Annotated in this window: 23 protein-coding genes and 1 tRNA gene; 13 read left to right on the forward strand and 11 right to left on the reverse strand. The window is 45.5% G+C overall.

The features are described from left to right. Nucleotides 1-14 precede the first annotated feature (14 nt). The gene (locus tag HWN40_RS03055; RefSeq protein WP_176964375.1) at nucleotides 15-1,070 is read right to left on the reverse strand and encodes a radical SAM protein; all 1,056 of its coding nucleotides are present in this window, start codon (nucleotides 1,068-1,070) and stop codon (nucleotides 15-17) included. Between the two features lie 89 nt (nucleotides 1,071-1,159). On the opposite strand from HWN40_RS03055, the gene HWN40_RS03060 reads away from it, so the two are divergent. Next, entirely contained in the window at nucleotides 1,160-1,345 is a 186-nt protein-coding gene (locus HWN40_RS03060) for a DUF362 domain-containing protein (protein WP_176964376.1), read from the forward strand. A gap of 10 nt (nucleotides 1,346-1,355) precedes the next feature. On the opposite strand, the gene HWN40_RS03065 is transcribed toward HWN40_RS03060, so the two are convergent. From HWN40_RS03065 to HWN40_RS03075, 3 genes are all read right to left on the reverse strand, one after another. Continuing rightward, nucleotides 1,356-1,928 carry a flavin reductase family protein gene (locus HWN40_RS03065; protein WP_176964377.1) on the reverse strand — a complete coding sequence of 191 codons (573 nt, stop codon included), beginning with the start codon at nucleotides 1,926-1,928 and terminating at the stop codon, nucleotides 1,356-1,358. Between the two features lie 64 nt (nucleotides 1,929-1,992). After that, complete coding sequence (locus HWN40_RS03070) at nucleotides 1,993-3,942, reverse strand: hypothetical protein (RefSeq protein WP_176964378.1); 1,950 nt, start codon at nucleotides 3,940-3,942, stop codon at nucleotides 1,993-1,995. Further along, the gene (locus tag HWN40_RS03075; RefSeq protein ID WP_176964379.1) at nucleotides 3,920-6,439 is read right to left on the reverse strand and encodes a type II/IV secretion system ATPase subunit; all 2,520 of its coding nucleotides are present in this window, start codon (nucleotides 6,437-6,439) and stop codon (nucleotides 3,920-3,922) included. Before HWN40_RS03075 ends, HWN40_RS03070 begins: the two co-directional genes overlap by 23 nt. Before the next feature lie 219 nt (nucleotides 6,440-6,658). On the opposite strand from HWN40_RS03075, the gene xseA reads away from it, so the two are divergent. From xseA to HWN40_RS03090, 3 genes are read left to right on the forward strand one after another with little or no spacing between them, the layout of a single operon-like run. Continuing rightward, on the forward strand, nucleotides 6,659-7,861 hold the full coding sequence (gene xseA, locus HWN40_RS03080; RefSeq protein ID WP_176964380.1) for an exodeoxyribonuclease VII large subunit: 1,203 nt from the start codon (nucleotides 6,659-6,661) through the stop codon (nucleotides 7,859-7,861). Nucleotides 7,862-7,884: 23 nt separating this feature from the next. Continuing rightward, on the forward strand, nucleotides 7,885-8,175 hold the full coding sequence (locus tag HWN40_RS03085; protein WP_176964381.1) for an exodeoxyribonuclease VII small subunit: 291 nt from the start codon (nucleotides 7,885-7,887) through the stop codon (nucleotides 8,173-8,175). Between the two features lie 4 nt (nucleotides 8,176-8,179). Further along, the gene (locus HWN40_RS03090; protein ID WP_176964382.1) at nucleotides 8,180-8,959 is read left to right on the forward strand and encodes a class I SAM-dependent methyltransferase; all 780 of its coding nucleotides are present in this window, start codon (nucleotides 8,180-8,182) and stop codon (nucleotides 8,957-8,959) included. A 34-nt stretch (nucleotides 8,960-8,993) separates the two neighbouring features. Here the strand turns inward: HWN40_RS03090 and ccsA are convergent, their stop codons facing one another. Then, the gene (ccsA, locus tag HWN40_RS03095) at nucleotides 8,994-10,058 is read right to left on the reverse strand and encodes a cytochrome c biogenesis protein CcsA (protein WP_176964383.1); all 1,065 of its coding nucleotides are present in this window, start codon (nucleotides 10,056-10,058) and stop codon (nucleotides 8,994-8,996) included. Further along, nucleotides 10,055-11,014 (reverse strand): cytochrome c-type biogenesis CcmF C-terminal domain-containing protein, encoded by a 960-nt coding sequence (locus HWN40_RS03100; protein ID WP_176964384.1) that lies wholly within the window; start codon nucleotides 11,012-11,014, stop codon nucleotides 10,055-10,057. Before HWN40_RS03100 ends, ccsA begins: the two co-directional genes overlap by 4 nt. 127 nt (nucleotides 11,015-11,141) lie before the next feature. Here HWN40_RS03100 and HWN40_RS03105 point away from each other — a divergent pair, with 127 nt between their 5' ends. The 5 genes from HWN40_RS03105 (at nucleotide 11,142) to HWN40_RS03125 (ending at nucleotide 14,910) form a co-directional block, all read left to right on the forward strand. After that, nucleotides 11,142-11,699 carry a CDP-2,3-bis-(O-geranylgeranyl)-sn-glycerol synthase gene (locus tag HWN40_RS03105; protein WP_176964385.1) on the forward strand — a complete coding sequence of 186 codons (558 nt, stop codon included), beginning with the start codon at nucleotides 11,142-11,144 and terminating at the stop codon, nucleotides 11,697-11,699. A gap of 123 nt (nucleotides 11,700-11,822) precedes the next feature. Then, nucleotides 11,823-12,371: an orotate phosphoribosyltransferase gene (gene pyrE, locus HWN40_RS03110; protein ID WP_176964386.1), complete on the forward strand. Its 549-nt coding sequence runs from the start codon at nucleotides 11,823-11,825 to the stop codon at nucleotides 12,369-12,371. Nucleotides 12,372-12,528: 157 nt separating this feature from the next. Next, the gene (purD, locus tag HWN40_RS03115; RefSeq protein ID WP_176964387.1) at nucleotides 12,529-13,833 is read left to right on the forward strand and encodes a phosphoribosylamine--glycine ligase; all 1,305 of its coding nucleotides are present in this window, start codon (nucleotides 12,529-12,531) and stop codon (nucleotides 13,831-13,833) included. 24 nt (nucleotides 13,834-13,857) lie between these two features. After that, a complete protein-coding gene (gene argF / locus HWN40_RS03120) occupies nucleotides 13,858-14,763 on the forward strand; it encodes an ornithine carbamoyltransferase (RefSeq protein ID WP_176964388.1) in 906 nt (301 codons plus the stop codon). 59 nt (nucleotides 14,764-14,822) lie between these two features. After that, a tRNA-Leu gene (locus tag HWN40_RS03125) sits at nucleotides 14,823-14,910 on the forward strand. 44 nt (nucleotides 14,911-14,954) lie between these two features. On the opposite strand, the gene HWN40_RS03130 is transcribed toward HWN40_RS03125, so the two are convergent. The 3 genes from HWN40_RS03130 to HWN40_RS03140 form a co-directional block, all read right to left on the reverse strand. Further along, nucleotides 14,955-15,746: a helix-turn-helix transcriptional regulator gene (locus tag HWN40_RS03130; protein ID WP_176964389.1), complete on the reverse strand. Its 792-nt coding sequence runs from the start codon at nucleotides 15,744-15,746 to the stop codon at nucleotides 14,955-14,957. Nucleotides 15,747-16,000: 254 nt separating this feature from the next. Then, a complete protein-coding gene (locus HWN40_RS03135) occupies nucleotides 16,001-16,237 on the reverse strand; it encodes a hypothetical protein (RefSeq protein ID WP_176964390.1) in 237 nt (78 codons plus the stop codon). Between the two features lie 25 nt (nucleotides 16,238-16,262). After that, nucleotides 16,263-17,084 carry a nitroreductase family protein gene (locus tag HWN40_RS03140; protein ID WP_176964391.1) on the reverse strand — a complete coding sequence of 274 codons (822 nt, stop codon included), beginning with the start codon at nucleotides 17,082-17,084 and terminating at the stop codon, nucleotides 16,263-16,265. A gap of 105 nt (nucleotides 17,085-17,189) precedes the next feature. Between HWN40_RS03140 and HWN40_RS03145 the strand changes: the two genes are divergently transcribed. From HWN40_RS03145 to HWN40_RS03160, 4 genes are all read left to right on the forward strand, one after another. After that, nucleotides 17,190-17,963, forward strand: a complete 774-nt coding sequence (locus HWN40_RS03145) for a GTPase (RefSeq protein ID WP_176964392.1) — start codon at nucleotides 17,190-17,192, stop codon at nucleotides 17,961-17,963. Nucleotides 17,964-17,981: 18 nt separating this feature from the next. Next, nucleotides 17,982-18,203, forward strand: a complete 222-nt coding sequence (locus HWN40_RS03150) for a DUF2769 domain-containing protein (protein WP_246275962.1) — start codon at nucleotides 17,982-17,984, stop codon at nucleotides 18,201-18,203. A 61-nt stretch (nucleotides 18,204-18,264) separates the two neighbouring features. Then, complete coding sequence (locus tag HWN40_RS03155; RefSeq protein WP_176964393.1) at nucleotides 18,265-19,005, forward strand: type 1 glutamine amidotransferase; 741 nt, start codon at nucleotides 18,265-18,267, stop codon at nucleotides 19,003-19,005. A gap of 3 nt (nucleotides 19,006-19,008) precedes the next feature. Next, complete coding sequence (locus HWN40_RS03160) at nucleotides 19,009-19,476, forward strand: hypothetical protein (RefSeq protein ID WP_176964394.1); 468 nt, start codon at nucleotides 19,009-19,011, stop codon at nucleotides 19,474-19,476. Nucleotides 19,477-19,487: 11 nt separating this feature from the next. On the opposite strand, the gene HWN40_RS03165 is transcribed toward HWN40_RS03160, so the two are convergent. After that, complete coding sequence (locus HWN40_RS03165; protein ID WP_343044103.1) at nucleotides 19,488-20,432, reverse strand: PHP domain-containing protein; 945 nt, start codon at nucleotides 20,430-20,432, stop codon at nucleotides 19,488-19,490. Between the two features lie 108 nt (nucleotides 20,433-20,540). After that, on the reverse strand, nucleotides 20,541-20,879 hold the full coding sequence (locus tag HWN40_RS03170; RefSeq protein ID WP_425487362.1) for a P-II family nitrogen regulator: 339 nt from the start codon (nucleotides 20,877-20,879) through the stop codon (nucleotides 20,541-20,543). Between the last annotated feature and the right edge of the window lies 1 nt (nucleotide 20,880).

Genomic DNA, 20,880 nt, shown 5'->3' on the forward strand with positions numbered 1-20,880 from the left:
ATATAATTTAGCTTTCAAACAGGTATCTTTTCAACAATTAATCCCTTTTCAAAAGGATATCTTTCCACTATGAACATCTCATCAGTATTTTCCCTGATCATGTCCGCCAGCTCTTCCAGTATCCACCACGCTGTCTGCAAGCCGGATTCTGTGATTTCTGACATATCTTCCGGAACTTCCTCTTCCATAAAACACTCTATCACATTTTCCCTGCAGCTATCATTCAGGCAGGTGATCTCGCCGTAAACAATGGTTCCGTCATCGGTGATCTCATCAAAGTCCCTTGCCACATTCCGGGCGATACGTATCAGACGCTCCCTTAGTTGCACAGCGTCCTTATAAGTGGATGAACAAAAATGCATTTTACCGGCAATGGGAACAATTCTGTTTGCAGTCTCACGGGAGCCTTCAACAGCATTTGACAGGTCGCTTTCAAGCACAAAACCCTTACTTTTCATCTTTTCAGCATTGGAGTCCGAGAACTCCAGCTCATTTAAATTGAGGAAGCAATCATATTCTTTAGCAAATTCTGCTACCTTTTCAATCCCGTTAATTGCAGGAATCTCTATCCCGACATCAAGCCCATGCTCTTTTGAATTAGTTATGGATTCTGAGTACTTGCTTTCCCTGATCTCACCCCACATATCAACCGGAGGGTGAAACCTGATCTCGTCCAGACCGGCTTGCGCAAGCTTTTCTATGGTTTCCTTTTCAGGGGCCATTGAAGTGTAAAGGTGGACATGATGCTCTTTTCCGAACTCAGATTTAAGCAATTCTATGTAGTGAAGAACATTTTCACGTCTGAGAAGTGGCTCTCCTCCGGTTATTCCCGTGCCAAGTGCATCCATCTGCCTTGCTTCTTCGATAATATCCCTGTCGGAGCTCACAGGTCTTTCGTTGGCATAGACCACCTCGTTTCTTCTCTCTATGGACACCGGACAATAAAAGCAATCCCTTGGACATATCCCTGTAACAAAAAGCACCATCTTGGCTCCGATATGACATAATTTACAGCCCTCGGGCAGGAATGTATGAAAAGAACCTGTCTCACTCTGCTTCGCTTCACTCATTGGCGCAATCTAGCTTTTACATGTATATAAGGCTTGGTAAAATTCTACTTACAACAATTTAATGTAAAATAGTCCCCTCTTCTAAGTCAATGAATGAGATAGAAGGCCATATCGCAGTGATAGGCTGCAGGAAATGCGGGAAATGTAATAATATCTGTCCGCATGATGCTCTTTACAGGGTAGATGGTGTGGTTCGTGTGAACTATGATCTGTGTACCGTATGTATGGAATGTGTCAGGACCTGTCCCAACAAGGCCCTGGTTTATATCGAGTGAGCATTCCAGCTCACTTCTTGCTAATCTCTCTGCCGATTGAGAATGCTTTTCCAAGTACTTTTCCTATGGCATGGTAGTTTCTGGTCTCAGGTGCAAATACTACAGGTTTAACCTTTTCAATGTCGGGTGTCCCTTTGTTAAGTACTGATTCATCTGCCTTGATGTCGACTATCTCCCCGATGAACTGGGTGTGAAGTCCGATCTCAAAACTATGTATGAGTTTGCACTCCAGTATCAGGGGAAATTCTTCGATGTACGGTGCATACACATTATCACTTTTTACGGGTGTGAGCCCGCTGACTTCGAACTTATCCTCGTCCTTACCGCTTGCCATGCCAAAGTAATCAGTTTCCCTGGCATACTTTTCAGAGGGTATATTAACGGTAAAGGCCTCTTTTTCCATGATATTCTTGTAACTCTGGGTTGCTTCCCTCAGCGATATGCCGATGCACGGGGGGCTGGAACATGTGATCCCTCCCCACGCGACGGTTGCAGCGTCAGGTTTTCCGAACATATCATACGTACCGATCACCCATGCCGGGGCCGGGAATGCAAGTGGTTTAGCTCCTATTGATTGTTTCATGAATGTAACTCCCTTTTAAAAAAGAGGCTATTGAATATTTAAGCTTGCGGAAGGTGATTCCAAATCACACAAGTCCCCTGAATATTATTCTTGACACCACAGTGGACAGCGTGAAAACAATAGCTGAGATGGGAAGTACCTGTCCGAGATCGTACATTAATCGGTCCCTGTCGCCTCCATACTCGATGGTCCCTGCAAAGCGTGTAAGTATGACCGTGATCAATATCAGGTACACACCGATCGAGAGCATGAACAGGTCCGAAGGGATGGATTGTTCAAGGTTTGCAGGTGAGATCTGGGCAGATCCGGGTATCATGTCAGCAGGAAGGCGTGAGATGCTGTTCGATATATTCTGGAGTATCTTTGTGATAACTTCCGAAAGTGCCATTGTAACACCTGCGATAAGTGGTGCGAATATGGCTGCTGTGGACCTCATGGTGGATGTCATATCATAGAGTGATTGCTTGATATTCAGCTCCACGTCCTGGAGTTCCTTCAGGTGGTCTGCAAGCTTGACCACGGCAACACCTGCAGCCTCGTGACTCTTGTGAGCGCTCTCAACAAAGAGCATCATGGTAGTTCGTATTCGATCCGAGTAGATATCCCTGAAGGCGCCGATCTCATCGTCGAATATTGCAGTAAGTATGTCGGCTCTTACACTAATGAGATTCAGGGAGATCCTTTCAAATGCCGTTGCTATCTCTGAGCCCTGCATCGTACTGGCAGCATGCATGAAGGCTTCTTCTGTTGCCCTTCCCTCGGATATTCTCCTTCCCAGGACAAAGAGCGCGTCCGAGAACTCGGATTCCATTCTCCTGATCTCATCCCTTATTTTCTTGTATGGCATGTAACTCGTATTCAGGTAAAATGAAACTGCAAAAACAAAACCCAGTATTACCAGCAGACCTGATGGCAGGATTCCTTCAAGTGTTGCCGTGCTTATGATATTGCCGGGATTTCCGATTAAGTTCCAGAGATACCCGGAAGATGCTATGAGTACGCCCATGCAGATTGAAATGACCATCGCCAGTGTCTTTTTCTTTCTTATGTGCCTGAGTTCCGGATGGCTGTCCGGTATGCTCTGGGGAACAAATGTGGCCGGCCTTTGCAGCAGTATATACTCAGCATATCCGAAAGTGAGCAGAGGAAGTATTATGTTATATAGTGCCACAAGCGTCCCTATCCCGAAGCGAATACCGACCACTGTTATGGCTGGCATCAGGGCTACAAGTGCAAGTGGTATTAGGATAAAAACCGAGTAGAGGATATATGTGGGATTCTTCAGTTTCGAGGCAAAGGTCTCCATCAGCCTTTTCGTACTTTCCAGGACTATATCAAGTGCCCTGTTCAGGGTAATGATTCTCTGTGCCTCGTCGGGCTCGCTTGTTGAGCTCTTGACCAGGTGAAGTGATCTTTTGAAATACTCACTGTTCCTGCCCCATATCTCCGCAAATCCTATCATTGCATCTTCCATGCCCTTGTATTCCCTGACATGCAGGTTCCATAACATCTTCCTCAGGTCCTTTGCCAGGGGTCTTGTGGAATGTTCCGCAGCAAATCGTATGGCAACTTCCATGTTCGGTACGATCTTCATGGACATGACCATATAGCTGAGTATCTCGGGCATATCCCCGAGCGAGCTGACCTTCATCCACCTTGCGTATATCTTGATGTATTCGCTGAGATATGCAAGTGCAATTATCGGTATCAATAAACTCAGTACAATGGTTATTTTTATTGTTGCGGATTCAAAGCTTATGAGTCTGAATATGATAAAGTCGATCGCGAGTATCAATATCAGCATAGAACCGGCAACAAAGTAGGAAAAGAAGGCAGTCTCATATGGTTCAAGGTCGAATCCTGTGTATATTATCGAGTTCCTGTACTCTTCGCTTACTGCTTTTTCGGATCTTCTTCTGAAACCGGCAATGTCCTGTATAAGCCAGCTGAAATGACTGAAAGTATACTTACAGCCATTATAATACCAGTTCTCAGCATTGCTCAGAAAGATCACCTGCTATTATTCCCTGGGTCCTGGCCAGAGCCTCCTGTTCAGACGTATCATTTGAAAGGGAAGAATTGTCCAGTGCAAACTCCCTGAACCAGTCCAGCCATCTGCTGTACATCCTCTGAAGGTTGGCTCCGCCATTGAGGGATACCTCTTCATCCATCAGCAGCCATAACATATTGTTACATGCGCTAACTGTGGAAGCCCTGACAAAGAAAGGATCTGTTTTTCCGTATTCTGCCAGAAGTCCTTTGATCTTTGCCCGCAACTGTATATGGCTCAATGCCTGGTCTATGGTGATCTCCCATTTGTCCGCGATCTTTGCTATCAGGGCGGACTGGCCCCTGTCCAGTATATCCTCAGGAAGCAGCGAATCCGCAGAGGCGTCGTATCTGAATATATCGGAAAACACGGTGTCCATGTCATCCTCATCCCAGCTCCTGTTCACTTCGGATATCTGAATGACCCTGCGTTTTGAGCTCATACTCCCGGAAATGCGGGTATTGCTGCATACGATGACCGCATCCGTTGATTTGAACGATGCGGGAGGTACTTCCAGTGTATGTACTATTCTTTCATACACCGACCTGGCCGAGGACCCGTGTATGGTTCCGATAACGGAATTGCCGGCAGCACCAACCTGCATTGCCTCATACAGGACCGCAACCTCAGGTCCTCTTACCTCTCCCATAACAAGGGAGGAGCTACCCAGTCTCAGGGAAGCACGCAGAGCCGTGGATGGTTCGATCTCAATACCATACTTGACGATAGCCGACTGTGAGTTGAGTCCCTGCACCTTCCAGCCGAGATCCTGCAGATCCTCTATGGGAATCTCAGGTGTATCCTCGATTGTAAGTATCCTGTATTTCTGGGGAATCTCAAGTAGCATTGCACTCAATAGCGATGTCTTGCCGGCACCGACTCCACCTGCAACAAGTACGGATGCCTGCCCGTCCATCAGAAAACTAAGCATTCCCGCAGCAAGCGGGGATATGGATCCTGTGTTGATGAGCCGTGGCAGTGTCCAGGGATCACTGGCATGTTTCCTGAAGGCATATGCTATTCCCTTTGCACTCAATGGGTCGCCTATTACCGATACCCTTACATCGTAGTCCTTGAGGAACATCTCCAGTACAGGTGTTGCTTCTCCAAAGGGGCGACCGCTTATGGATCTAAGTCTGGAGACCATGGAGTCCATGTCTTCCTGTGACAGAAAGATGTTACTTATGCATTCCTCGCCGTCCATAACAACATGAACAGGATTCCGGTCCGCAGGCGCGTTGACATATACATCGGTGATCCTGTCATCCGCTAGCAGGTCCTCGAGTATCCCCAGTCCTGTTGTGTACTTGACCAGAATATCAGAATAGAGTTTCGATCTGGACGGCTCAAGCTTGCTTCTGTTTATTTCGGCTTCCTCTGCCAGTAAACGCTTTCCGAGCAACCTGAAATAGTTCCTTGAATTTGCAGGGTTTGCGAAGTGAAGGTCCTTTGGACGGTGGCGGATCATCTTCTTTCTGACAGCTTCCAGGATTTCCAGATCATCTGATTCCAGAAAATATTCCACCGGGTTTATGATGTACATTTTCTCGGGGCGGTCTGTTAGCTGGTAGATGGAAACAGGTAGGGATCTTTCATCTCCGTGACTGATATCGTAGCATTCAAGGAAAACGGTATTCTCGGGAGGTTCCGTATATATCCTCGAAGTGGAGAAGGGAGGCCTGACATAGGACCGCAGGTATCGTTCGTATTCCGGTTTTTCCGGGTCTGTGATATCTGCATTTAACTTTCTTCGGATATCCATCGTGTAATGGTTCATTTCTTCCAGGGCATCGATGAATCCCAGCAGACAGCTATCACATTCAGTATATTCTCCATAGAGCTTATTGTTCAGTCCGAATCGCTCTGTACACTTCTCCGTAATTGCACAGGCTTTCAATGGGTCAGATTCCGAACTTTCTATGATGGTATCCAGCAGTTCTCTGCGATAGTTTTCACATCTTTTACTGATGGTATCATCCGGACAGCAAGTGTCAACAAGTTCTGCGGTGGAATATGCATTTAATCTCTCATACAAATGTGCCAGAGCATAGATCGAATCCAGGTCCCTGCCTTCATAGTCTCTTTCATAAAGTCTTGATAATACGAGCCTGTCAGCCGCCGGCTCTTTTCTTAGTATTCTGAATATGCTCTTCCTGCAATTTTCACTCTCAAAACTGGATCCAAAGGTACATTCACTGCAATTCAGTATTATCGTCCTGTGTCTTCTGGATGACCTTATCCTGTAAGGACACTCAATATCATCTTCTTTTTTCCGGTCTTTTGACAGGGATATTCTGGAACTGATACTTCCTATCAAGTCTCCGAATCTGATTTCTCTGATTCTGTGAGGTATTAAAGTTCTCTTTGCCGGAGACGGGGATACTGTATCATTACAGGATACTATTTCCGTATCCTGTTCTTTTGGGGTGGGTTGTATTATAGTATCAGATCCTTCTGGCATCACTTTTTAATCTCCATAATAAAGTTTTGAAAACAAATATGATAAAATATTAAAAGTTTGCGAATTTGGTTTGACGATTATTTTATTGAATATGTTATTATTTACAGAGTGTACAAAAATCCGGGAACGCTTAATATAAATGTTAATACAATACTTTCACACAGCTTCCTTCAGAATATAATAGCATTACAACATTCTCAAAACAGCCGGAGTACAAGAATGGGAATCTATACGGTATCACAGTTAAACGATCACATCAGGCAATTGCTGGTAAATGATCCGCAGCTGGGTCAGATATGGGTTAGGGGTGAGATCTCCAACCTTACCAAACATAGCTCCGGGCACTTCTATTTCACGCTGAAGGACAAAGGAAGCCAGCTAAACTGTGTCAGTTTCCGATCAACTAACAGATCCCTGAAATTCGATCCCGAATCCTCCATGCGCGTGCTGATATTCGGCTCGCTGGATGTCTACACGGTCCGGGGACAGTACCAGCTCCGGGTTCTTGATATGCGACCGGACGGTATAGGTGAGTTATATAAAGCATATGAGCAACTCCGGATAAGATTACAGGACGAAGGTCTGTTCGATGTGTCCCGCAAACAGCCTATCCCTAAGTATCCGCTCAAGATCGGGGTTACCACATCTGCTACGGGAGCTGCCATACATGACATCCTGAACGTGCTCAGACGCAGGTATCCTGTTGATGTACTCCTGGCTCCGACCATCGTTCAGGGTGAGATGTCCTCTGCAAGTATTGTATCTTCCATCGAGTGGCTCAACCGGACAGATGTGGATGTGATAATTCTCGGAAGAGGCGGAGGCTCTCTGGAAGATCTGTGGTCCTTCAATGAGGAAGTGGTTGCAAGGGCAATTGCGAAATCCCGGGTTCCGATAATATCCGCAGTGGGTCATGAGACCGACTATACTATTGCTGATTTTACCGCGGATCTCAGGGCTCCGACACCTTCTGCTGCAGCGGAGCTGGCAGTACCTGACAGCATGGATCTGAAAAGACATGTCCTGTCACTTTCGCAGCGTATGGAACAGGCTGCAATACGTTCGGTCTCAGACTATTCGGACAGGCTTGACTACCTTTGCAGCAGGATCGAGCCGGAAAAGCTGAACGATTTTCTGCGCCAGAACTCTCAGAGAGTGGATGAGCTGACGCTCAGGATGGGGCGGCTTTCCGAAAGGATAATAGAGTCAAAACAAAACCAGCTCTGTGGTCTTGCAGGACGGCTGAATGCAGTGAGTCCTCTCAAAACACTGGAGCGAGGATACGGCATTGCGATCCGGACAGAAGACAATAAAGTTATTCGCAGCAGAGAGGATGTATCCGAAGGTGATGATATCGGTGTTATAGTCAGTGACGGGAAGATCCGGTGTAAAGTGGAAGGAATTTCTGATGATCATGTTTAATGTAACTGTAAAAGGAAGGTACAATGAAAAAACCTGAAGATACCGGAGAAGGCCAGGAAGGCGGGGATGAAGAGATCTGTGATGATACGAGTTTCGAGGAATCACTGGATCAGCTTGAATCTCTGGTTGACAGGCTGGAAAGGGGCCAGTTGCTTCTTGATGAAAGCCTTGAGTTGTTTGAAAAGGGTATGAAGCTTGCAAGAATATGCAACAGCAAACTGGCCAGGGCTGAGAGGAAGATCGAAGTTCTCATCGAGGAGAATGGCAAACTGAAAACTGAAGATTTTACTGAGAAGGACCAGGGAGGCCGCTAATTCTATGGGATGCGGTTTTGATGGTAAGAAGTATGAGAGTTCTTCTTTACATCAGAAAGAATGGGGCGAGAAAGTCATTGAAGAGCTTGGACTTAAGGGTTCGGAGCATATACTCGATCTGGGTTGTGGGAATGGCCTGATCACGAAAGCCCTTGCTGAAAGAGTGCCCGAAGGAAGGGTCGTCGGGGTTGACAGTTCCCATTCGATGCTTGAAAGAGCCCGCTTCCATAAGCTTGAGAACATGGAATTCCTGCTGTCGGATATCAATGACATAAACTTCAAAGAGGAATTCGATATTGTATTCTCCAATGCGGCCATGCACTGGATTAAAGATCATAATAGTGTGCTGCATAAAATACATGCTTCTCTCAAACCTAATGGTATTCTAAGGATGCAGTTCGCAGGAGAGGGCAACTGTCCTACACTTATAAGAATACTGAAGGAATCCATGGATAGTAGTGTGTTCGGGGAGATCGTGCATGATTTTGAATGGCCGTGGTATATGCCTCATGCAGAAAGTTATGAAGAAATCCTGTCCTCAGCAGGATTCAGGGAGTACAGGGTCTGGATGGAAGATGCAGACCGTTATTTCCCTGATGAACAATCGTTTGCAGGCTGGATCGAGCAGCCAAGTCTGGTTCCTTTCATGAATGCTTTGCCGGAAGATAACTCCGCTCTTTTCAGGGACATGGTGATTGAAAAGGCAAAAGAGGCTGCTCTACAGTCAGATGGTACTTATTTTGAGGCTTTCAGAAGGATCAATGTATCTGCTGTCAAAGAATAAAAAATGAAATAAAAGCAGTAGTAGAGTCTGAGGGTTATTCCTCATCCTCAAAGTACCTTCTTGCAAGCAGGACCACACTGCTGCCTGTCAATACCACAAGGAAGATAGCTATTACCAGTCCCTCAAGGCTGAAATCCTGCCATGAATGAACCGATGCCCACATTCCGCTTCTGGTAACAAAGGTTGCGAATATCACCAGTATGAACGAGAGTACCGCAAGCAGGGGTGCAAGGAACTGGTATTCTCCGTAAGTTGCACGTGTTCTTGCATGCAGGAAAGCGGTGGCTGTGATCCAGGGAATGAGTGACGAGGTTTCCACGGGATCCCAGGTCCAGTACCATGCTCCCCATCCAAGTACTTCATATGCCCAGAAACCGCCAAGGCCGATTCCCAGTGTAAGGAAAAGCCATGCCACACGCATCCAGTCCCTTGCTATATCCGTCCATCTCTCATCCTTTATGACAAGGTTTGCAATTGCTGCTGCAAAGGGTATCGTGAATGCGGCATATCCCAGGAAAAGTACAGGTGGGTGTACTGCCATCCAGGGGTTGCGGAGCAGGGGGTTCATGCCCTGGCCGTATGCCACATCATAGAGTGTGACAAAGGGATTCCAGTTTGTCAGCTCAACCCCGACATCCTGAACTACATGGTATGCTGCAAAGGGGTTCTTCAAAACCAGTAACAGCAGTAAGACTGATGTGATTCCAAGGGATGTCATCCTGGTAAGGTCCATCAACCGGGTACCTGCAAGCTGCTTTGTTGAGCCGGTATACTGGACCACAAGAAGTATCATCGTTATTGCCCAGGCCCAGAGCAGCATTGATCCTTCCTGGCCGGCCCATAATGCCGATATCCTGTAATACCAGGCAAGATCAGTGCTTGAGTGGCTGAACACATAGTCATAGGATGCATTCACGGAGAGTAACTGTAAAATAAGTGTAAGCATTGCCAGTGTCACTGTTACGGCACATGCGATCTCCAGTTTCTTTGAGAGCATACCGAATTTCTGCCTGTCGGTCCTTATCTTCAAGAGAGAATATGCCGTGGCTCCCAGAGCTGTGATGAACGCAAGCCAGATGAGTATCATTCCAAAATTCATTTTCTGGCTCCCTTTGTCTTTTTCTTCTCATTTTCCTGTTTTAGCCTGCCGTCTTTGTGACGGTCGCTTATCAGGAGAAGGACGATTCCGATGACCATGAGATACATACCACCCCAGAGGAAATTTATGAAGGGTACGGTCCGCATATAGATGTCTGTTCTGCCTTCCTGAAGGTCAACTACCCTGGGAGCAATGAACAGCTCTTCCGTGAGTCCTCTGTGGATATAAGTCGTGGTGTAGCTCTGTCCCCACTTGAAGTCAGTGATATATTCCATCTCACCCTCCCGGAAGTATTCTCCTCTCTTGTAGATGTCAAAGTCGATCCGGGTAACATAGGATGATCCGGGATATTGCTGATATGCTTCTCCCCTGTACGAAGAATCCATGCCTGTGATCCTGAGTACGTAATCCTGTCCTTCAAAATGGGCAACTTCTTCCAGGGATGCCACGCCTGTTCCTTCTACTTTCATGTTCGAGCTAAGCACGATGCCGAGTAGTATGAACAGTATCCCCAGGTGTATCAGGTGTGCACTCACACCGCGTGCCTTTCCCCGGAATGAATCTCTGCCGAGGGCTTTTCCGATCTTATAGATCGTCGCCATCAGGGCAACAGAGATGATAGGGACGGATACGTCAATTGGAAGATTTCCGAAAGGCGATATGATGGCAAAGAAAACTGATAGTAAAGCATAACCACCTACCACTACAAGTGTGTTCTTCTGTCCCATGTATCCCACAAGAAGACAGGTGCTGAGTAAGAGTACCAGCGCAGCGGTAGGTAAAGCTGTCCTGTTGTTAAAATAATCGGGTTCAAGGCTGACCTCCACTCCGGTTGTGAGTTTTGCGATAAGGGGGGTGATCATTCCCATCATGATTATTGTTGCCAGCAGCAGGAATACAAGCACAGTGGCAAACATTGTGTTCTTTGATGTAAGAAGAGGTTTTTTACCTTTCATCTCTTTCCTGCCAATGTCTACAAGATATATATATCTAAAGTCTGAGTTGGATATTGCGACAATTTATATATTGGTTATGCTCTCATGCAGAGCATTGGATTATTATTTAAAACGAGTTATGATTAATATGATCGATATTGTGCTTACTGCGATGTGGCTTATGCTTCCGGCCTACATCCCTAACTCGACTGCTGCTGTATTTGGTGGTGGTAAGCCAATTGATGGTGGCAGAAAGCTTGGAGACGGGCGCCGGATACTCGGTGACGGGAAGACCTACAGGGGACTTCTGGCAGGAACCATATGCGGAATGCTTCTTGGCCTGCTTCAGACATATTACCTGACAATCAACGATTTCTTATTCGGGGTTGAGCTACCCTCATTCGGAGAACTTCCCGGTGCTCTTGTGGTCCTCTTTACACTTGCCTTCGGTTCTCTTTTCGGTGACATGTTCATGAGCTTTTTCAAGCGAAGAATTGGTTTCAAAAGAGGTGCTCCCCTGCCGGTGATAGACCAGCTTGATTTTGTGCTGGGAGCATGGCTGCTAACATATCTTGCCTCCCCTGTATGGTTTTCTGAGAATTTCACCTATCAGGTTATCCTTGCGGTGCTGATAATCACTCCGTTGCTGCATTTTGTGACCAATGTAATAGGATATCTTATCGGTGTGAAAAAGGAACCGTGGTGATATGTTACTTTTATCAGGCAGGATATGAAATTAAATGGTGAGACTTATATTCGACATCAACCTAGTAACTGGAACCAGATAGATCGAAATTATAGATGGAACTTATTCAGAGTTGTGTTTATCATGCAGGAATCCTTGAATAGCAAACAGTCACTTATAAATGCCCTGAAAGAATGCGGGGCTGTCAGGTTCGGAGATTTTACACTTGCTTCCGGAAAGAAAAGCAGTTATTATGTGGACATCAAAAAGGCGAGTACGGATCCGGTGACCCTGAAAAAGATTGCAAGGGAAGCCAGCACGGTCATCCGCGGGATGCATGCGGATGCTGTGGGCGGGGTCGTGCTTGGCAGTGTTCCGCTGGCAACTGCAGTATCCCTTGAATCAGGACTTCCTCTGGTGCTGATACGCAAGTCCGATAAAAGTTATGGGACTGGCGGTCGTTTTGTCGGCGATGTCCGGGAAGGCTCCAGGATTGTGCTGCTTGAGGATGTAACCACAAGCGGGGGCTCTGTCAGTGATGCCATTAAGGCGATTCGTTCAGAAGGTGCGATAGTGGAAGCTGTGGTGACTGTAGTGGACCGTGAATCCGGCGCATCTGAAAACCTGGATTCCATGGATGTACGGCTTATTCCCCTTGTCAGGGCAGGTGAACTCGTTTCATCCTCGCAATAGTCCTGTAAGTAAAATGGTAAATTATTTATTTTAAGAAATTGAACTTTGTGCTATTCTAATTCCTACTAAGCAATAAGGTAAAGAAATCACATTCTGGCATCTGGCAGGTTATTATTAAACGTTTGATATCAATATTTTTAAAACGAGGTCTTAAGGCATGAACATTCTAGTAGTCGGTGGCGGCGGAAGGGAGCACGCCATAACAGCAGCGCTCGCAAGGAGCAGGAAAGACCCTTATATCTATGCAGTGATGTCCAAGAAGAACCCCGGAATTGCACACTTATGTGAGGATTTCCTTCTGGAGAAGGAAACCAATGTGGAGAAGGTAGTTGAGTTTGCTGTCAGGAACAATATCCAGATAGCAGTGATAGGTCCGGAGGCTCCTCTTGCAGCAGGGCTTGCCGATGCGCTCGAGGATGCGGGTATCAGTACCGCAGGTCCGAAAAAGGCAGTTGCAGAGATCGAGTTCAACAAGGCATGGGCGCGTAATTTCATGAAGGATAACAATATTGCAGGCTGCCCTGAGTTCGAGGTCTTTAATGAAAAGGAAGCGATGTTTGCTTTTATCGAAAAGCTCGGCGATGTTGCCATCAAACCTGCGGGTCTTACCGGCGGAAAAGGTGTTAAGGTCATGGGTGACCAGCTTCCTGATATCGATGCAGCCAAAGAATATGCCGCAGGTCTTCTTTCCGGGGATCGTGTAGTTGTCGAGGAGAACCTTAAGGGTGAGGAATTTACACTTCAGGCATTTGTTGACGGTGAACATCTTGCTTTCATGCCCACAGTACAGGACCATAAGCGTGCCTTTGAAAGTGACCTTGGTCCCAACACGGGTGGCATGGGCTCATACAATGCACCGGGTGAATTGCTGCCTTTCCTGATCGAGGATGATGTCATCCAGGCAAAACAGATCATGAAGGATACAGTGGCCGCACTGAAAAAAGTTACAGGCGTGGGTTACAAAGGAACCCTCTATGGCCAGTTCATGATAACTGCCAATGGCCCGAAGGTGATCGAATTCAATGCCCGTTTCGGTGATCCGGAGGCAATGAACGTACTTCCGCTTCTTGAAACCGATTATGTGGATGTGCTCTCTGCAATGGTTACCGGAACCCTTGACAAACTGGATGTAAAGTTCAGCGGAAAAGCCACCGTATGTAAATATGCCGTTCCCGCAGGATATCCGGACAACCCTACGAAAGACCGGGAAGTAGTTGTGGGTGATATCGGCGATGCATTGTTATTCTATTCAAGTGTTTATGAAAAGGACAACAAGGTCTACACCACCGGATCCAGGGCTGTGGCCGTTGTAGGTATGGCCGACTCAATTGCCGGGGCTGAGGAGATCGCCCAGAACGCGCTTGAGAACATAAGCGGTGACCTGCATTCAAGGCGGGATATAGGTAAAAAGGATCTTATACAGAGACGTATCGACCATATGAAGGCGATACGCGGAAACTGATTACATGATTTACGGAATGATACCATGAAGCACCTGCTATCGATGACCGATCTTTCCCATGAAGAGATAATCGAATTGCTTGACATGGCAGCGGATATGAAAGAAAAGCGCCTGAAGGGAAAGGTTACGGACCTTCTCAAGAATAAGAGTATGGGGATGATATTTGAGAAATCATCCACACGTACCAGGGTTTCCTTTGAGGTCGCCATGTCGGACCTTGGAGGTCATGCATTATATCTTAACACCAGGGATATGCAACTTGGCAGAGGTGAGACCGTGGCAGATACTGCTGCTGTGCTTTCAAGGTATCTGTACTGTATAGTTGCCAGGGTTTACAGTCATGATACGGTGAAGGAACTTGCCGAGCATTCAGCTGTACCTGTTGTAAATGCTCTTTCGGATCTTGAACACCCATGCCAGATACTCGCTGACCTGCTGACCATACGTGAATACAAGAACAGGCTCCAGGGTCTTAAATATGCCTGGATTGGTGATGGTAACAATGTCTGTAATTCCGCAATACTCGGATGTGCACTGGTGGGTATGGAGATTTCAGTGGCATGTCCGGCCGGATACGAGCCTGATGAGGATATAGTGGAGCAGGCAAGGAAACTGGGTGGCAAGGTCACGATAACTCAGGATCCCGCAGAAGCTGCAAAGGATGCGGATATTCTGTACACCGATGTGTGGATTTCCATGGGCGATGAGGATGAGCGTGAAAAACGTCTGAAGGAACTCATGCCATACCAGATCAATTCAGAACTGGTGGATCTTGCAATGCAGGATGTAATAGTAATGCACTGCCTTCCGGCACATCGTGGCGAGGAGATCTCTGCGGATGTCATGGATGGTCCTCATTCCGTGGTTTTCGACCAGGCTGAGAACCGCCTGCATGCCCAGAAGGCTCTGCTGTTGAAATTAATGTGCTGAATTGCTTTTTCAAACACAAACTTTAACTAGAAAAAGCACTACTAAACAGCATTCACTTTGCGGGAGTTGCCCAGCCAGGCCAAAGGCGCTAGGTTCAGGGCCTAGTCTCGTAGGAGTTCGTGTGTTCGAATCACACCTCCCGCACCATCAATTTTACGAATTATTGTTTTAGCCTGAGTTCTCTCTCTCTCTCAAATATCTTCTACTGGTACTGGTGTAGATTCTTTACAGTAATGTTCAAAGAGTTCTTTTGCCCATTCCAGTGAACTCTGACTGAAACTCAGAAGATATTTATTATCGTATCTTATATTCTGGTTAAATAAAAGTAAAAAGAATGCACTATCCGTCAGACCGAATTTCATAAACCGGATCTCTTCCGGATATAGAAAGAGTTTGACATAACCGCTTTTTATGAAAGTTCTGAACACATCTGCATAACTATCCCTTATTTTCTCCAGTAATCCTTTATCAACAATGATTGATACATTCGTTCTGTTCTTTATCCATTCCTTGCCCAGTTGTCCAAAGTTCGGATATACGAATCTGCAGATAAAGTATACATTTTTAGAATCCAGAGACCTCTCATAGAATTCATGGTTTATGTCATGTATATCCATGGATTCAGGTTCTGTTATCATGCTGTCTGAAAGCTCACCGATCCTTTCCAGAAGGTGCTCGGGAAGAAAATCCAGCTTACGGCTTCCCCAGTAATCAATATCCTCGTCCAGGACATCAACGGTAAGCAAAAGTGGCTCGACCTGTCTTATCAGCAGCTTTCCTATAGTTGTCAGCTGGTAAATATCATCAAACTGGGTTATTAGATGATGGTCTTCCAGTATCCTTGTTTGAGGCAATAATGCGGGCCTGGTGGTTTTTAGATGGTCGAGTATGGTCTCCATCTTTTTGGGTCCGCTGCCAAGAAGCAGCAGCACGTTCTTTCTCTTCTCGGATGCGAATATAACATCAAGTAAGGGTTTTTTCATTATCTGCACACATCTCCGATAGATCACCCCTCCAGATCTTAATTGCATTTTGTAACAATTATCAATTATTTCAGGATTTAATGACATTTAAACATATTGATATTTTATCTAAAATAAATAATATACATGTGTTATAATTTGTAATGTCAATTTAAGGCCACAGCAATCGTTATTGCTATGTTCTCATCCTCAACAGTATTTGTAAAATAAAAAAAGAGCTGAAAGGTATGCAACGGGACAGAACTAAATAGTGATTAGTAAGCCTTGCCCTCGAGATAAGGGCAGTAGCTGCAACTTATCGGTCCGAGTTTTATCTGCTTACAGGGAAATTCCTTACATTCGGTAAATAGTTGCGCATAGTTTTCATAATCCGGGTTAATGGATTGCTCAGGATCTTCTTTCAGGATGGAATATACCTGTTCTATGCTCTGGCATTGTCCGCCTGACATATTCGGACATCTTTCACAGTTTTCATTTAATATCGTTTTCATATGGATTTATTCTCCTGTAATGTGTTTACTTCCAGCTTATTCTGGCAGGTTCTCTTCCGGGTATGTTCTGTACTTTGTACTTCGGATATCCAAACATCATTGCATACTGGACTACATGTCCTTCGGGCAGGTCCAGTTCCTTAATAAGTGGCTCATGTTCTGATGCAGCCATTTTCAGAAATCCTGCCCAGCAGGTCCCCAGATCAAATGCCGGGGCTACAAGCTCAAACCATGAAAGGGCTATTATGCTGTCCGTAAAAGCCATGGGGTTTGCCTCGGCGGCGTGTGCTATTGCTACATGTGGTGCTCCGCGACATATGGGATCCTTTCCGGCTTCGTAGGCTTCAATGAGTGAAGGCACCACGGGCTTCAGTGGGTGCATTTGCTCACTGTCATGGATTTTACGCATCCATTCGATGCTAAGGCGTGTAAGCTTGCGCACTTCATCAGGGTCATGGATAATAAGCCAGTGTACGGGCTGGTTATTCATTGCCGATGGTGAGTAGCGGACTATATCAAGAATCTCCTCTATCGTTTCCCTGTCTGCCATCCTGTCTTTGTAATTACGAATTGATCGACGTTGCCGCATGTAGACTCCCATTTGACCGGGCGTAATTGCATGCACGTCATCTTCAGATATTATTGGGTGTGTGGTTTTAAATTGAGGTGTAATCGCACCTTCAGGACAAAAAGCTTCACAATTGCCACATTTCGTGCAATACGCTCCCACTTCGTCCGGCATGAAAGGCATGCCCTCACTGCCCGGGATGATCAGGCTCAGTGGACATATTTCCATGCAGGTGCCACAATTCGTACATGTCTGGGGATCAATGGAAATGGATTTCATGCTATTAAACTCCATCAATAATCTGCAAGCCTGCGTGATAAACATTTGTACTGCCCAGTCGTTTAACTGCAATACTTCTATATTCTCTGACTGTATAGCAACATCATGGCAAGTTATCGGGCATTGGTCATGGATGTGATCAGGCGGGCAGACATACTTCTGGAAGTAGTTGATGCCCGCTTTCCTGACGAGACTAGAAACAATTATGTCGAAGAGCAAATAATTCGCGCAGATAAACCCTTCATTATCGTTCTCAATAAATGTGACCTTGTTTCAAAAGAGAAACTTGAAAAGACAAAAAGTAGGTTTTCAAAGTTTGTCCCTGCAGTATTCGTATCAGGGAAAGACAGGTTCGGCACGACCATCCTGCGACACAAGATCCTGGAAGTTGTGGAGGCTTCCACAATCATGGATCGTGATATCCTTGTAGGCTGCCTTGGCTATCCCAATACGGGCAAATCCTCGGTAATCAACGGTGTAAGTGGAAAACATAAGGCAGGAACCTCTTCTATATCAGGCCACACAAAGGGTGTGCAACATGTAAATGCAGGTTCCCGTATCAAGTTCATCGACACTCCGGGGGTAATTCCCTCAAATGAGTTCGACGAGATTATGCAGGGTCTTCTGGGCATAAAAGATGCCACTCACTTAAAGGATACTGTCGGTGTGGCGATGAAGATAATAGAAGTCATGTGCTCTGAGAACAAAGCTGAACTGGAATCATTCTATAAGGTCGATATAGGGGACCTGGATGTCTATGAATCCCTTGAGGCTATAGGCAAGCGCAACAATTTCCTGAAGAAAAAAGGAGAGATTGACGAAACAAGAACTGCCATCAGGATTATAAACGACTGGCAGAAAGGACAGTTCGTTGTATGAATACTGAGGAGGATATTCGTGTCTGATAAACAGGGAAAATATTTCGGAGTTTGCACTTCCTATCATCATTCAAAGGGCTGCAGATGTCCTTCATGCCCCTCGTATCCTGAAAAAGGGAAGTACATGTTCTGTTCAAAGGGCAAAAGTCCGGCCTTTGGTAAGAAAGCAGGATGCCTTTGTAAGGATTGTGAGATCTACCGGAAGTTCCGGTTCGAGGGAGAGTACTTTTGTACTGAGTAATATAGGTAAATGTCCAAAAAGTGTTTAAAATGCTGCTGATTATGGATACGAGTGGATTGCAATGAGGATACATTGTTTACAGCATCTTGAATTCGAGACTTTAGGTAATATCAATCAGTGGGTCCTGAGCAGAGGTCATACCCTTTCAAAGAGTATGCCATATGCGGGTGATACCTTTCCCGACCCGGATGAATTTGATCTGCTTGTTATAATGGGAGGTCTTATGAGCGTATACCAGGAAGACAGTTTTTCCTGGCTGAAACCGGAGAAGGAATTCGTGAAAAAATGTCTCGATACTGGTAAATCAGTTTTTGGTATCTGCTTCGGGGCACAGATGCTTGCTGAAATACTTGGCTCGAAGGTAACACAAAACAGATATAAGGAGATAGGCTGGCATAAAGTAAGATTGACAGGGAAATATGAAGTAGCTGGTCTGCTTTCCGGCTTTCCCGATGAGTTCACTGCATTCCAGTGGCATGGTGATACCTTTGAACTTCCCGAAAAAGCCATCCGTCTGTTTGAAAGTGACGCATGCAGGGAACAGGGCTTTATTTATGGTGCTAATGTGCTTGCTGTACAGTTTCATCCTGAGACTGACGAAAAAAGTATTCATGATCTGGTGGAAAACTGCAGGAACGATCTTGTGGATGATCGGTATATCCAGAATGAGGATGCTATAATTTCAAAACAAGATTTTGTCAAAGGATCTGCATCTCTGATGTTCTCCATTCTTGACTGGTTTGAGTCAGGTGTTCAATCAGGAACAGGTAGCAAGGTTCAATCTATGACTTGCAGGAGCTAGATAATGGCAAATGAATTTGATAGTGAAAAAATAGAAAAAATGAAAGAGATGTGCAGAACGCGTCCGGTCCTGTATTCCGATCTTGATCATATGAAAAAAGGATCAACCGGCTTTCTTTATGAGCAGGGTTATTCCAATGAGGAAATAGCTGCTGCTCTGGAGCTGGATTTGCATGAGGTTGAAAACAATCTTGAGGGAACAGGATATCCACTTGAGCTCCGTAAGGTTGAAAAATTCAAAGACATGCTTCCTCCGAATATCGGTGATGTAATAAAAATCAGAATACCCGAATGGGGATCAAAGGGTGCTCCTGTGGAAACAAAAGCAAGTGTGGTCCAGTATATTCTGAAAGGTGAAAGCTGCGGGTTGATCGTGCAACTCCTGGAGGATGTTGATACAGGCTATCCTATAATGGCTGAAAAGAAAAAGAATGACGAAGCGGTGATCCCGCTTGACTGGTATGTACCTTGAAATAGATTTCCTTATACTTTTTGCAGGACACGCTCTTTGTTTGCGGATTCCGTAAATGATCCGATGCCGGTTCTTTTTATGCGGAGCATGTCGATCAGTCTCTGCTGGTTGTAATTGATTCCGTATGTGTTGTATCCTCCAAGTGAGCAGCGACCCTTTCTTGCATGCCCGTGAAAGTCAGAGCCCCCTGTCATCAGAAGATCATGTTTCCTGCAGATATTATACATAGTTTCTATCTGTTTCTTTGTACTGTTACCATAGAATACTTCAAATCCGTCAATGCCGCCATGGATCAATGACCCGGCTACAGTGGACAGCATCTGCGTACTTCCAAACATGTCCAGACTCCTTAACAGGTGTGCACAGATTGCCTTTCCACCTGCTTCATGTATTGTTCTGATAGCTTCCTCGGCTTTGAATTTTTCTATTTCAACATAGAACCTTGAATTTTCACCCAGCCACTCGTTATGGAAATCGTAGTTAGTTATGTCGCCTTTAAGAACAGATGTACAGATGTCGTGTTTTGTTAATATCCCGCTGGCGTTTTCAAGTACTGAGTAATCGATTGTCCAGTCGTAGGATTCCAGCATAGAACATACCTTTCTGGCATATTTGAAGGCATTGTTCCTGGCTTCATCTGTTTTTTTGAGAAGCTCCGTGTCCTCCCTGTCAAAACCATAACCGAGAATATGTAATTCCATTTGTGGGATGTCAAGTTTTGTGGTAAATTCTATACCCGGTATGAATTCAATTCCTCTGCCTTCACATTCCTTTTCAGCAATGTCAAGACCTTCCACAGTATCATGGTCCGTGATACTTAATGCCTTCAACCCCAGTTCTGAAGCATACCCCACCAGTTCCCCGGGTTGCATATCACCATCGGAAAATGTCGTGTGTGAATGTAAGTCTACTATTGTCTTGATTGTGACACCTTCATTAATGTATGCAGAAATTATTCTGCTTTATAAAATATGTATTTTTCCTATGGAATCTATATTCCATCTGGAATATATGTGTATGCTGTAAAAAAGATAGGTTTGTGGGTTTTCACCCACATGTTAAATTTACGATACTATCTCTTCGTCTGTCCTGATGCCCGCAACGATCTCCACAGGAGATACGAATATCTTCCCGTCTCCGAACTTGCCGGTGCGTGCATTCTTGCGGATAAGATCTATTATAGGACGTACATCCTCGTCGCCTACGACCATCTCGATCTCAGTCTTTGGGATCATATCCACTTTGATCTGCTTTCCCCTGTACTGGAGACAGATTCCTTTCTGTGCACCACGGCCCTTTACTTCATGCACTGTCATTGCAAAGTAACCTTTCTCTTCCAGTGCCGACTTTACGTCTTCGAGTTTCTCGGGTCTGATAACTGCTATTACTCTTTTCACTATCATC

It is taken from the genome of Methanolobus zinderi, assembly GCF_013388255.1.
Classification (GTDB): Archaea; Halobacteriota; Methanosarcinia; order Methanosarcinales; family Methanosarcinaceae; genus Methanolobus; species Methanolobus zinderi.

Excerpts from the sequence above, each read along its gene's own strand:
- HWN40_RS03055 (WP_176964375.1), bottom strand. The coding sequence starts at position 1,070 with ATGAGTGAAGCGAAGCAGAGTGAGACAGGTTCTTTTCATACATTCCTG.
- HWN40_RS03060 (WP_176964376.1), top strand. The coding sequence starts at position 1,160 with ATGAATGAGATAGAAGGCCATATCGCAGTGATAGGCTGCAGGAAATGC.
- HWN40_RS03065 (WP_176964377.1), bottom strand. The coding sequence starts at position 1,928 with ATGAAACAATCAATAGGAGCTAAACCACTTGCATTCCCGGCCCCGGCA.
- HWN40_RS03075 (WP_176964379.1), bottom strand. The coding sequence starts at position 6,439 with ATGCCAGAAGGATCTGATACTATAATACAACCCACCCCAAAAGAACAG.
- xseA (WP_176964380.1), top strand. The coding sequence starts at position 6,659 with ATGGGAATCTATACGGTATCACAGTTAAACGATCACATCAGGCAATTG.
- HWN40_RS03085 (WP_176964381.1), top strand. The coding sequence starts at position 7,885 with ATGAAAAAACCTGAAGATACCGGAGAAGGCCAGGAAGGCGGGGATGAA.
- HWN40_RS03090 (WP_176964382.1), top strand. The coding sequence starts at position 8,180 with ATGGGATGCGGTTTTGATGGTAAGAAGTATGAGAGTTCTTCTTTACAT.
- ccsA (WP_176964383.1), bottom strand. The coding sequence starts at position 10,058 with ATGAATTTTGGAATGATACTCATCTGGCTTGCGTTCATCACAGCTCTG.
- HWN40_RS03100 (WP_176964384.1), bottom strand. The coding sequence starts at position 11,014 with ATGAAAGGTAAAAAACCTCTTCTTACATCAAAGAACACAATGTTTGCC.
- HWN40_RS03105 (WP_176964385.1), top strand. The coding sequence starts at position 11,142 with ATGATCGATATTGTGCTTACTGCGATGTGGCTTATGCTTCCGGCCTAC.
- pyrE (WP_176964386.1), top strand. The coding sequence starts at position 11,823 with ATGCAGGAATCCTTGAATAGCAAACAGTCACTTATAAATGCCCTGAAA.
- purD (WP_176964387.1), top strand. The coding sequence starts at position 12,529 with ATGAACATTCTAGTAGTCGGTGGCGGCGGAAGGGAGCACGCCATAACA.
- argF (WP_176964388.1), top strand. The coding sequence starts at position 13,858 with ATGAAGCACCTGCTATCGATGACCGATCTTTCCCATGAAGAGATAATC.
- HWN40_RS03130 (WP_176964389.1), bottom strand. The coding sequence starts at position 15,746 with ATGAAAAAACCCTTACTTGATGTTATATTCGCATCCGAGAAGAGAAAG.
- HWN40_RS03135 (WP_176964390.1), bottom strand. The coding sequence starts at position 16,237 with ATGAAAACGATATTAAATGAAAACTGTGAAAGATGTCCGAATATGTCA.
- HWN40_RS03140 (WP_176964391.1), bottom strand. The coding sequence starts at position 17,084 with ATGAAATCCATTTCCATTGATCCCCAGACATGTACGAATTGTGGCACC.
- HWN40_RS03145 (WP_176964392.1), top strand. The coding sequence starts at position 17,190 with ATGGCAAGTTATCGGGCATTGGTCATGGATGTGATCAGGCGGGCAGAC.
- HWN40_RS03155 (WP_176964393.1), top strand. The coding sequence starts at position 18,265 with ATGAGGATACATTGTTTACAGCATCTTGAATTCGAGACTTTAGGTAAT.
- HWN40_RS03160 (WP_176964394.1), top strand. The coding sequence starts at position 19,009 with ATGGCAAATGAATTTGATAGTGAAAAAATAGAAAAAATGAAAGAGATG.
- HWN40_RS03170 (WP_425487362.1), bottom strand. The coding sequence starts at position 20,879 with ATGATAGTGAAAAGAGTAATAGCAGTTATCAGACCCGAGAAACTCGAA.